Source organism: Legionella saoudiensis (assembly GCF_001465875.1).
In the GTDB taxonomy this organism is placed as follows: domain Bacteria; phylum Pseudomonadota; class Gammaproteobacteria; order Legionellales; family Legionellaceae; genus Legionella; species Legionella saoudiensis.
Genome location: NZ_LN901323.1, coordinates 218385 through 230940, shown reverse-complemented (window position 1 = coordinate 230940; position 12556 = coordinate 218385). Strand labels below are relative to the sequence as shown.

Genomic DNA, 12556 nt, shown 5'->3' with positions numbered 1-12556 from the left:
GATTATCCTCTAAAGATGCATGCTTTCCGAATCATCGTCCTCTGCTTCCTCGACTTTATTCTTGCCTACTAACGAAGACAATTTTTCTTTAAAGCTCATTGCGGTAGCAACAATGATATTAGGACGTTCGGGCGGGCGAATGGTGCTATTCAATGCCTGCGACATGGTATCGAGTCTTTGGATGCTATAAGCAAGCGCATCGTCCGGCTTTTGCCGTAAATAATCAATTACCTGTTGGGTTACGAAATTTAAATCTGCTGCCTGGTTTTTGTAAGCCGATTTTAAGGATTGGCTTTTATCCGGTCTAGTTGCCATAAAATTAATTCGGGCAGCATGCAGATCATCAATCAGCGCTTTCGCAGCAGGATCGGTGACATAGTGATTTAGAGCATCTGTTGCTTCATGGCATAATGCATTGACTTGTTGGCATACATCATTGCGCGCAGTTTTAGCCTTTATCACGCTCGAACTTGCTCGCGCTTCTTGTTTTTCAGTATAGCGGTCTTGATATTTAGCTCCTTTAGTAAGGAAATCAATACCACCACGAGTTGCAAAATCTAAAGAGCCTTCTAGCTGTTCGCTTTTTGCTTTGCTCAGATACGCTGTCGTCTTATCCGCATATTTTTCTTTAAAATCCATTATAGCCATATTCTGCATGCGATTAGTCTCAGGATTTAAGCGGGTAAAGCGTTGGTTATACTGTTCTAAGGTTTCCCCTTTCTTATTTACCACGGCGTCTTTCATCTCTTGATCAAGCCCCGCTAATGCAGATAAAGATTGGGTTGATCTAAAAATGCTGGCTATTTCCGGCGGGGTATCCTTAAATGATAACTTATAATGCCGGTAAGGATTTTTTGCACCAGGATTTATATCTTCAGTTTTGAGCTGGCCTTGCTCTTGTTGTAATTGCTGATGAATTGAGGGTAAACGTTGTAGCGCAAATAGTTGTTGTAAGCCAAAGCGAGAGCAACTTTCTCCATCTGCTTGGATCATGACGCCTCGTTGTTTGCCATCCACTGTTTTTATGTCCGGATAAAAGCGATAAACTTCTGCATTAGGAAACGCATTCATAATGACTACTGTCGCATTTGCGGTAGCGGAAGAAAACCCTGCTTCGGGAATAATTACACTGACATTACCCCCAGATATTTGCAGATCAACGGGATACCAGTGCTCAAGACTTTGCACCATAAGCTGTATTCTGGTGCCATCAGGAATCAAATGAATATTGGCGGCAAGCGTATCCATAAATATTTTGAATTCATTATCCCCATTTTCAGCATCCGTTTTTAGTGTAAACATATTCATGGTTACACCTTTTTGATTTTTTTCTTTTTTGACTGCTTCAACTACCGCCGTAACCGTCTCTAAATCCCATAAGTCAGTTTTCAGATTGGCTTTAATTTGTTCTTTTTTCGTAGACTCTTTTTTCTTAGGCATAATAGCGCTCTTAATAACAAATCTTATATTTAGAATTATAGTGTAAAAATTAAACAATTTTTGAATTATGTGAAAAGAGTAATCTGGTTACTACGATTAATGGGGCTTACTTATAGCCAGTATCCTAAAAGCACGTCATCCCTTGCGATTTAGGATGACGTGTTTTTCAAACTCCCTTTAATAAGGGCCTTAGTTGCTCTTGCGTGTTATTGCAAATTACATTCTACCTGGAGCAGGATGGGCATTTTCATTTGTATTCGTTGATGAAGATGGCATGGGGGCGCTACTTTGCAGTGATCTTTTATTATTGATTAGCAAGGTAGTAACAAAACCAGGTTTCTCGGCATCTGTTAGGGAGGTTTTAATCGCGGATATAGGCATATTCTCTTGCTCCAACTCTAAGAGTGAAAGTGCTGCCGCATAAGATGCTTTGGAATTCATAATCACTTCAAATTTATCTTGCAAATCACCATCGCAGGGATTGAGCAATTCCACGGCTAAGAGTATGGTATCGGGATGAGGATGATTAATCACTTGCTGTAAATTCTTTTCCCCCTGCTCACCGGTTAATAAACCCCATGGGCTGATACGCTGTAAAAGGGCTGCTACCGCTTCCGGATGAGTTAAATGCTGGGTTACCGCCTCTCTATTTTTAGCATTTAATAATGCTGACTTATGTAAAGTAATTAGCGCATGAGCAGCTTTATCTGGGGCCGTCAAGTGGTGTGCTACCGCGTTAAAATGTTCTTGCCCTTCATTTCCATGGAGTAGGTTGTGCTCATTTAGCTTGTGGATTGCGGCAAAAAGACGATTTGCTACAGGATGACTTAACAGCACCAAGGCATTTTCCTTGGAAAATAATCCGTTTGCGTTTAATAATTTACAGTTTATATAAAGACTGCTTTCCTTGAACTTGGTAATACATGAAAGCTTTAATAACTTAGTTGTTCTCATAAGTAGGCTAATCAGCTCGAATGCATTTTCTGCTGGATCGGTTGCTGTCGCATGTTGCTCGAGTAACTCTTTGATTGCTTGAGGAAAAAGTTTCTTCCCTAGCGCATTTAATTGCTTATAGTTCGCAATAAACTCATTGATTACCTGTGCATTTTTGATGGATAGGTTGGGCATTTTGTCTTCCCTGTGTTTGGATTGGTTGTAATTTGCTCAGAATTTTAGTACAAATTTAGTGCAAAAAGCAATATCTATTTTATATTTTATTTAAAACAGCGATAGAAAGCATGATCGGCATAATTGAGTAAAGCCATATCATGAACACTATCTCCATAGGCATAAAGCTCATAGTTTTCCCGAGCGGCATACCGTTTTTTAAATTCAGCAACTTTTTGTTGGCCGGTGCAATAATTATTCCGCATCCGCCCCGTACTTTTATTACTCGTCGCATCAAACTCTAGCTCCGTACAAATTACCTGCTGAAATTCATATTGTTTGGCTAAGGGTTCGAGATAAATATCCCAAGCCCCACTAATTAAAATACAGCGATGGCCTTGTTGTTGATGGAAGTTGAGACGCTCTATGGCTTCTTTACGTAGTTTTTTGATGAGTACTTGTTCGATGAACTGCATGGCCTGCTCATTAAGCTCCTGCCGGTCTCGGCCTTTTAAAATAAGAGCATCCAGATAATGATGCCAATTTATACACTCGCCGCCGGACTGTTTTCGGGAGGAGTAGGCGATACTCGACATAAGGCTACTGAGCATTTTCGGTAAGCCAGCTAAGTAGTTTAAAAAAAGTAGCCTACTGGGTAGACCTGTCGTTAATGTCCCGTCAAAATCAAAAAGTGCAAGTACTTCTTTATCCATAGTGTCTCACTAAAAAGGTAAGACCAATGAAGGATTAATGGTCGTAATTAATTTGGCAAATAAGTCTTTAATATTTTGCATGGCGGTATGGGTCTTTGCTTCAAAGCGCAGGGTTAAATAAGGCCCCGTGTTGGAAGCACGTACTAACCCCCAGGCATCGTCATGTGTTACTCTTAGCCCATCGATTTGTACCAGTTCTCCTCCTAGATACATGGGCGCATGGAGAATTAACTGTTTCATAAATTCTTCTTTGTGCTGCTCATCAATGTCAATTTTTAATTCGCTAGTACTTAAGGATTTAGGAAATTGGTCAAAAAACTGATGACTATCAAGTGCTTGCCCACTTAACATTTCTAGGGCTCGTGCGGCCGCATAAATACCATCATCATATTCTAACCAGCGATCATTAAAGTAGAAGTGCCCACAAAACTCACCGCCAATGGCCGCGTTATGCTCGGACATACTGGACATAATATGCGCCATACCAGTGCGCGTCATAATGGGACGTCCTTGGTTGGCGAGAATGTACTCATTTAAATGTTGGGTGCATTTAATATCAAATACCACGGCTGCATTAGGTTCTTTCTTGAGTAAAGTATCAGCAAAGGCCAGCAGCAAGTAATCTGAAGGAATAATACAGCCATTGTTATCCACTATACCTAAACGATCGCCATCGCCATCAAAGGCCACGCCAAGATCGGCGCGTTGTTCCACCACCATCTGGCACAGACTCATTAAATTTTCTTCTACAGACGGATCTGGGTGGTGATTAGGAAAGCTTGATTGCACGTCGCAATATAAAGGGATGACCTCGCAACCTAAAGCAGTTAATAACTGAGGAGCTACATGACCTGCCACCGCATTCCCGCAATCCACTACAACGCGTAGATTTTTAATAGTCCCAGTACGCTCTTTAACCAGGCGAATGTATTTATCAATCACTTGTTCCGAAGGATATTGAATCAGTTTTCCTCGGTCTTCGCGATCAATGATAAATTTATTCTCCATAATCCGTTGGTATAAGGCATAGAGCCTGCCTCCATAATAATTCTGGTCGCCTAAGGTAAGTTTTAAACCATTATAATTCGCCGGATTATGGCTCGCGGTAACCATCAATCCGGAATGGCATTGCAAATCCATCATCGCAAAATGCAATAAGGGGGTGGGTAAGCAGCCAATATCAATAATTTGGGTGCCACTTTCTAATAATCCCTTAATCAAGGATTCGGCAAATGCATCGCTACTTGCACGACTGTCACGCGACAATAATACAGTATGCAATCCATGTACTTCCTGTAGTTCACTGCCAATCGCCACGCCTAAAGTATAGTAAGTATTTTCATTTAGGTCTTCGCCAATTTTACTGCGAACGTCATATTCTTTGAATATGGATAAAGGGGGTTTTATTAGATACGACTTACTCATAGTGAGCTCCACAAATTAGCTAAATTGTCACATGTGCTTTCAGGTTTCTCGACAACCTCCTCAAGTATTTTCAGAAACTGGGTAGTAAGAAGATAAATAGTTTCACGCTCATATAAGTCAACCCGATACTTAAGATACCCAGTTAATGCATTGCGGTCATAATTAAATTTTAATGACAGTTTGCGCGGACTAGTGCCCCAAAGAGGAATCTTTGTGTCCTCCTGAGCTAATGGCTTGAGTTTAAATCCAGGGTCAACAGGCTTGAGGGCCAAGTGTTGGAAGTCGAAAGATACATCAGGGATTGGTAAATCAAGGGCGGCAATTTGCTCGGGTTGTAAATACTGATATTCAAAAAACAGAACTAAGTCATTTTGTAACTGCTTGGCCATATCAATGAAACGCATGGTAGGCGAAGAATGGATAATCAAGGGCAATTCATTGGCTATCTCACCCATAGTTGCCTGGAATTTTTCCATTTCACGTCCAGCACAAAGCAAGGTAATAAAGGCTTGCTCGGTTTTGCTAAACTGCGCTAACACCAGTCCATAAGCTGCTAATAATAAATTAGGCAGTGTAACTTGATTTTGTTTAGCTAAATTGTGCAGCTTATTCAGTAATTCTGCAGAAACGCTAATGGGCTCTTTTGCACCAAAAGCGGATGCATGCTGAGGTAGAGGCTTATCCGTGGGCAGCACTGGAGGGTGATAGTTCAACAAGGTATTTCGCCAAAAAGTAACATATTTTTCATAAGTACCATTGACTACATTGGTTAATTGCCACTCCACAAATTCTTCATAAGGTGTGGCTGTCGGCAAGATTTGCGTGGTGCGATTTTGATTGAGTGCATAAACATGCAGAATCTCTTCAAACAAAAGTAGGCTGCTACCCCCATCAACTAATAAATGACTCACACTGAAGGTCCAAATATAGCGTTCCTCAGCGTGTTGAATCAAATAACTTGCCAATAAAGGCGCTTTACTCAAATCAAAGATATGAGTGTTTATTCTTTGCAATAATTGCTTGATTTGTTGTGTTTGATCTTTAGATTCTAAAGCACGAAGATCAACATAATTCAATTTAAAATCAACCTGATCATGAAAAAATTGAAAAGGCGTTCCCATCGAACTATGAAAGCTACAACGGAGCATAGAATGGCGCTCAATAACTTGTTGAATGCTTTTTTCCAAAATCAATACATCCACCGGGCCATCAAGTTCGAACTGATTAGTGATCACATACACAGGATTCATGGGCTGAGCTTGAATATGATTCCACAGGCGCATTTGTTGCACCGAAAGTGGTACTAATTGGTGGGGCCTTATTTGAGTTAGGCAAGGGCCATCATCTTGCTTCGTGCTAGTGCCTATTTGCTCATTCAAAAAATCGACAATATTGTCTAGTGAGCGGTTCTCAAAGAGCAAGGCTTGGATGCTTAAATTTTCCAAGCCCAATTTGCATTGCAGTTGACGTACCAACTCCATACCAAGAATAGAATCCATTCCTAGCGCTAATAAATTGCTGCTCATAGGCAGACTGTCGCTTTCTTTTAAACGAAGAATCGTACGAATCTCTTTTATGAAGATATCTTTTAGCTCAGAGACTCGTTGCGCAGATTGTTGCTGTCTTAATTGAACAAGTAGATCTTGGCTCGATTGATGTATTGCCGCATTGACATGTGCTGGTTGAGCCTTTTGCGGCTCAGGAATAAGCTCAGTCAATAATTTTTTATAGGAACGTGGTAAGTGGGCCAACTGCGTTGTCATCTCATTAGGCATTAAACACAATTGAGTGAAAGAGCCTGACATTGCCCGTTTTAATGAAGCTAAACCTAACTCCTCACTAATGTTATGAATACCATAAGCCGACCAGGACTGCACTAAATCACGAGTCATACCTATTTGCTGCCAAGGGCCAAAATTAATGCTTACTGCAGGTAACCCTGCTTGAGCTCGGTAGTGAGCCAAGTTATCGAGAAAAGTGTTTGCTGCGGCATAATTTGCTTGTCCTGGGGTACCTAATAAAGAACTGATCGATGAAAACATCACAAAATGCTCTAACTCAGGGGTAAGCTCGATGCTTAAGCGGTGTAAATTATAGGACCCTTGAACTTTAGCCGCGAAAACTTGTTCAAAATCATTCCAGGTTAGCTGTGACCATAAGCCATCACTTAAAGTGCCTGCCGCATGAAAAATTCCTTTAATTGCAGGCAGTGTGCAGTGGATCTTGGTTAATGCCAACCGCAGTTGTTGGTTATCACTCACATCCGCTTGAATATAGTGGATACCCACATTATCAACACGCAATGAATTAAGCATCGCGTTTAGCTCATCATTTAATGGGCGCCTGCCTAATAAAATAATCGAGTTTACCCCTTGCTGAATCAGCCACTTACATAGAATAGAGCCTATTCCGCCTAGACCCCCAGTAATTAGATAAGAGGCATTTTTTACCAATGCTTTTTTAGGGACAACTGGAGGTATGTGTGCGGGAGTGATGCGTGGTACATATAATAAATTCTTGTAGTAGGCGAGAAGGGCTTCGTCTTGATAATGATTAATCAGTTGTTGCAGTTGGGTTGCCGTGCTTTGCATCGTTGTTTCCAGATCAACATCAAAATGATGGTAATCTAGTTCAGGGTATTCCAGAACCAAGGTTTTTCCCATACCTACTAGTGGTGAAAAAAAGGGTAAAGGAGGAGGAGCTATGGTTGTTGCTCCTCGGGTTACGTTCCAAAACTTGACCTGCTGTTTGTGAGCTATAAGCGCTTGCACCAAATGAAGTAAGCCTGCGCATGAATTTTTAATTAATTGGTTCATGTCATCACAAGTTAAGGCTTGTAATCGCGGTTCTTGAAAAAACTCCGTGTCTACTAGGCCCCATAAATAAAAAATGCCTTCAATTTTGGGGTGCTTGCTCAATAAGTTGGAAAAATGCTCTGGCTCATAAGGGTTAAGTACTGCTTCATCGGGAGTCAGTGTCATTTTTCTTCCAGGACGCACCACCATAATCACTGGTAAAAAAGTAGATAACAGTTTTATCATATTCTGACTTTCTACATCTTGATTCGCAAAAATCAACCATTTTCCTGTTACCGCTTGAGGCCTATTTCGCTGCGATGTCTTTGCTAATGGCTTCCATTCCATTTGATAAAGGGCCTGACTTGAATCGGAGCTGATAGAATTACTTACCGGCTTTTTAAATTCGTCTGTGAGCCAATATGATTGATGCTGGAACGCATAAGTAGGTAAATTGTGTGCATCGATTGTCAGTTTAAACGGTGCATTATAGGCCTGCCAATTTATGGTATGTCCGTTTTCAAAGAGTTGTGCTATAGCTTCGGAGAGGATTTGCCAGTCAGGGCGATTTTTTCTGAGCGAAGCCAACCATAAAGCCTGTTGTGAAGGGCTAGCCTGTCGAGCAAAAGCTAATAAAACCGGCTGTGGGCCCATTTCTATAAAAGTTTGATAATTTCCTAAAATTAATTCCTGTATTCCGCTACTAAATCGCACCGTAGCCAGGACGTGCTCAGCCCAATAATCGGCATTGATGGCAGCGATTTGCTTGCCACTGACGTTGGAAATTAGCACGAGTTTGGGCGGCAAATACTGAATGCTTGCAGCAATCTGCTTAAATTCAGCAATCATTGGACGTAAAAGTTCGGAATGGAAGGCATGAGACACTTGCAGCTCGGTGCTGCGAATCCCTTGCAACTGGCATTGCTGATTTAACTGACGAATGGCGGTGCTTTCACCAGCAAATACCACTTGATTCAAGCTGTTTACTGCCGCAATATTTAAGATTGCCTCTGGTGCCTGAGTTTGGAATTCCTGCAGTAAGGCTTGAGCTTGTGTTTCATCAACACTCACGCTAAGCATACTGCCTTCTTGCTGTGCTTGCATGAGTTTGGCGCGAGCGGCAATGAGTTTTAAGCCATCTGCTAAACTCATAACGCCTGCCACAGTTGCTGCGACATACTCGCCAACACTGTGACCGATAACCGCTGTGGGGAGAATTCCCCAACTTATCCATAATTGCGCTAAAGCATATTGAAGTACAAACAAGGCGGGTTGAGTATACTGAGTTTGGTTTAATAAGGAAGCCAGTTCAGGATCAAACATTACCTTAGTCAGTGGCACGGGCAAACAATCCGCCAGTAGCTGACTGCATTGATCAACTTCCTGCCTAAATAAAGGGTGCGTAGTATAAAGTTCCCAGCCCATCCCTGAATATTGTGAGCCTTGTCCTGTAAATAGAAAGGCTATTTTGTCAGTATTTAATGCTACTGCTTTATTGGTTGGGGTAATGGTAGTTAATTTTTCCAGTAATTCTGCGTGGGTTTGCACAGGAAAGGCCAGCCGATAATCTAAAGCACTGCGACTAAGAGCAAGGTTATGGCATAAATTGGCTAAATCCATAGGCGCATCGCGTTGTATAAATTCTGCTAATTGTGCTTGTTGTGCCGCTAAAGCTTCTGGAGTATGTCCTGATAGCGTGAAGACATGCACCGGTCTTTGGGGCGTATCCACCGCGGCATCCAGGGCATTTTTAGGGGGAGCTTCGCTAAGGATTAGGTGCGCGTTGGTGCCCGTAAAACCAAAAGAGCTAATGCCAGCATAACGTAGTTGTTTTTGCGCTCCAGCTTCCCAGGCTTGCAAGTGTGTAGGTACTTGTGCCGGGATTGAGGCTAAGTCAATTAGCGGATTAACGGTTTCAAAATGTAAATTGGCGGGAATTTGCTGATGTTGTAACATTAAAATGGTTTTGATAAGGCCTGCCATACCCGCAGCTGCTTCTAAATGGCCGATGTTGCTTTTTACCGAGCCGATATATAAATCCTTTTGCCGTGTGCCGGTGGCAAAAACTTCTTTCAACGCATTAAACTCAATCGGGTCACCCAGGCGCGTACCTGTGCCATGAGTCTCAATATAATCAATTAAATCGGGAGAAAGCCCTGCGGCATGAATGGCTTTACTAATTAAGTCCTGTTGTGCCTTGGGACTTGGCGCGGTGATGCCATTACTGTGTCCATCGCTATTCACTACAGCACTTTGAATGACTGCCAAAATAGGGTCTTTATCACGTTGTGCATCGGCTAAGCGTTTTAAAATGAGCACACCGCATCCCTCACTACGCACATAGCCATCTGCCTTAGCGTCAAAGACTTGGCATTTACCCTGAGGTGATAACATTCCCGCTTGCGAGAAACTTACACTTAACGAGGGATCCAGAATGCAGTTTACGCCACCCACAATGGCTAAGCTATAGCCTTTTTCATGTAAATCCTGACAGGCATTGAATACGGCAACCAATGAGGAGGAGCATGCGGTATCTACCGCTACTGACTCGCCATGCGTGCCTAAAAAGTAAGCAATTCGCCCCGCGGCAGCACTATGAGCATTACCTATCCCATAGTAGGCATTAGCATTGTGTTGTACTGCATCATGCGCTAATTGGCTATAGTCATTGGAAGCAATTCCAATAAAGATTGCCGCATCAGTATCATTTAAAGATAAAGGGGCGATGCCAGCTCGCTCCAGCGCTTCCCAGGTTAATTCCAGTAAAAGACGATGTTAGGGATCCATTGCTTCTGCTTCACGCCGACTAATGTTAAATAAAGCGGCATCAAACTGATCAACATTGTCAATAAAACCACCTTTAGAGGTAGCTATTGTGCCCATGGTGCCAGCTTGTGCTGTATACAGCTGAGAATCCCAGCGATTTTTAGGCACATTACCAACGCCGTCTTTAGCCTGTTGTAAGAGCTCCCAAAATTCTTGTGGGCTATTGCTGCTGCCCGGAAAGCGGCAGCTCATCCCGATAATTGCTACTGGTTCAAAGCGTTTTTGTGGCGTTGAATGCTCATTTGCGAAGGCAAGCGGGTCTTCTTCAGTGAGTAAATGCGCTGTTAAGGCTTCAATTGTAGTAAAAGACCATAACAAGCTAGGATTAATTTCCTTATTTATGAGATTTCCTAGTGCGGTAGTAAATTGGACCGCACTTACTGAATCCATACCGTAGTAAGAAAAATTTTTATGGACGTCAATTAGGTCTAATTGGAGCGATAAATTATCGGCAAGCCATTGTTTCATCCATAAGCTTAAGCTGTTTTTTTCATGTGCATTGGCTAAATGGGGTTGCTGAGGCATTGATTGTTTTGGCTGATGGGCTTTTCGTTGCCATTGGGCATAGATGTGTAATTCTTTGGCGAGAAATGCCTGCTTACAGCCGCTACGCTGCACTTTACCACTAGAGGTTCGAGGCAATGAGGACTGTTTTATTAGCACGATCTCGCTGGGCAATACGGGTAACTCTTGGGAGCAACAGTCTAATATTGCTGAAAAAATTTCATCGAATTGTTTCGCGCTGCGATGAACTTCCTGGACTAAGATTAACTCCGGTTCCTTATTTTCTTTGTCAACAACAAAGGCTGCTCCGCCATGCTTGATGAGCAAGGAATGACTTTTTTCAACGCAATGTTCAATGTCTTGGGGATACAGGTTTTGTCCGCGAATGATAATTAAATCTTTGAGGCGCCCAGTAATAAAAAGTTCGCCGTGGGGATTTAAAAAGCCTAAATCTCCAGTTCGCAGAAAGGGCTTGTCTTCAGAGGCTAAATTTAAATGAAAAATTTCTTGATTGAGTTTCGGTTTATTCCAATACCCTTTCGTAACCGAATCACCTTGGACTACGATTTCGCCAATTTTATTGGTGGGCAAGATCTCCAAACTCGTGGGGTCAATAATTTTTAAATTATAATTGTTATAGACAGTGCCACAGCTAACCAAATTAACATACTCTTCACCATCTTGAGCTTTCTGGATGATATTTTTTTGGAATGTATGCTTTTCCACACGCATGACTAACGTTTCCGTGCCTACTTCTTTGGTAGAGATCAATAAGGTTGTTTCAGCCATGCCATAGGCGGGGTGGCCGGATTTGGCGTTAAACCCGCATTCTGCGAAGGCATCACTAAATTGTTTTAAATGTTCGGCATTGACCGGTTCAGAGCCATTAATGGCAAAAAGCCATGAGCTTAAATCGAGTTCCTTTTTTTCATCGTCTGTAATCACTCTGGTGCATAAATCATAAGCAAAGTCCGGTGCCGCAGTACATTCAGCACGAAAATCACTGATTGCTTTTAACCATTTAAATGGATTTTTCAGAAAATCGGTGGGCGACATACTGACCACATGGCCATTATAGGCCAAAGGAAAAAGGGTACAGCCAATCATGCCCATATCATGGAAGGGCGGCAGCCAAGAGCAGAGGGTAGTAACTCGTTGAGCTAACTTATCATTAATGCATTGAACATTTGCAATAATATTCTTATGAGTAACCATCACCCCCTTGGGATTGCCAGTAGATCCGGAGGTGTACTGGAGAAAGGCTACGTCTTCGCTGTAAATAGGAGGCAATTGCCTTAAGGTAGTCGAGGTATTTTCTTCCTCCTCGATAATAAGGACCTGTGTTTTGTTATCTTCATTGAAGTCCAAACGATGAACCACCGCAGAAGAAGTAATAATCACCTGCACCGAAGCATCTTCAATAATCGATAATAATCTAATGTTATGGCGACTGTTGGTGGGAGGATATGCGGGAACAGCAATAACTCCAGCCAGTAAGCAGCCTAAAAAAGAGACCAGATAATCGATACCAGGATTTAATAAAATAATAGCTCGTGAGCCAGGCTCGGCAAGCTTTAGAATCCGGGTGGCAAAACGCTCCATTTGCTCTAGCAATTCTTTATAAGTTAAAGAAATATTCTCTTTTTGAGAGAGAAATGTTAAAGCAGCCTTACTCGGAGTATTTCGAGCATTTTCTTTTAAGAGGTCGATGATGGTTTGGGTGCTAAAGACATCTAGGCTCATTGT

4 protein-coding genes and 1 pseudogene are annotated in these 12556 nt (G+C 42.1%); all 5 read right to left on the bottom strand.

Features of this window, described 5'->3' with window-relative positions; genetic code table 11:
* Positions 1-9 precede the first annotated feature (9 nt).
* Complete coding sequence (locus BN3124_RS07480; protein WP_058534176.1) at positions 10-1440, bottom strand: YopJ family acetyltransferase; 1431 nt, start codon at positions 1438-1440, stop codon at positions 10-12.
* 216 nt (positions 1441-1656) lie between these two features.
* Positions 1657-2568, bottom strand: coding sequence for a hypothetical protein (locus tag BN3124_RS07475; protein WP_058534175.1), 912 nt, complete (start codon positions 2566-2568; stop codon positions 1657-1659).
* A gap of 86 nt (positions 2569-2654) precedes the next feature.
* Positions 2655-3260, bottom strand: a complete 606-nt coding sequence (locus tag BN3124_RS07470; protein WP_058534174.1) for an HAD family hydrolase — start codon at positions 3258-3260, stop codon at positions 2655-2657.
* Positions 3261-3269: 9 nt separating this feature from the next.
* A complete protein-coding gene (locus tag BN3124_RS07465; protein WP_058534173.1) occupies positions 3270-4685 on the bottom strand; it encodes a phosphomannomutase/phosphoglucomutase in 1416 nt (471 codons plus the stop codon).
* Positions 4682-12553 (bottom strand): annotated as a pseudogene (locus BN3124_RS17365) (SDR family NAD(P)-dependent oxidoreductase). Before BN3124_RS17365 ends, BN3124_RS07465 begins: the two are co-directional and overlap by 4 nt.
* Positions 12554-12556: the final 3 nt, after the last annotated feature.

What these genes read in the sequence shown, in the direction of transcription:
- BN3124_RS07475 (WP_058534175.1), bottom strand. Translation starts at nt 2,568, where the DNA reads ATGCCCAACCTATCCATCAAAAATGCACAGGTAATCAATGAGTTTATT.
- BN3124_RS07480 (WP_058534176.1), bottom strand. Translation starts at nt 1,440, where the DNA reads ATGCCTAAGAAAAAAGAGTCTACGAAAAAAGAACAAATTAAAGCCAAT.
- BN3124_RS07470 (WP_058534174.1), bottom strand. Translation starts at nt 3,260, where the DNA reads ATGGATAAAGAAGTACTTGCACTTTTTGATTTTGACGGGACATTAACG.
- BN3124_RS07465 (WP_058534173.1), bottom strand. Translation starts at nt 4,685, where the DNA reads ATGAGTAAGTCGTATCTAATAAAACCCCCTTTATCCATATTCAAAGAA.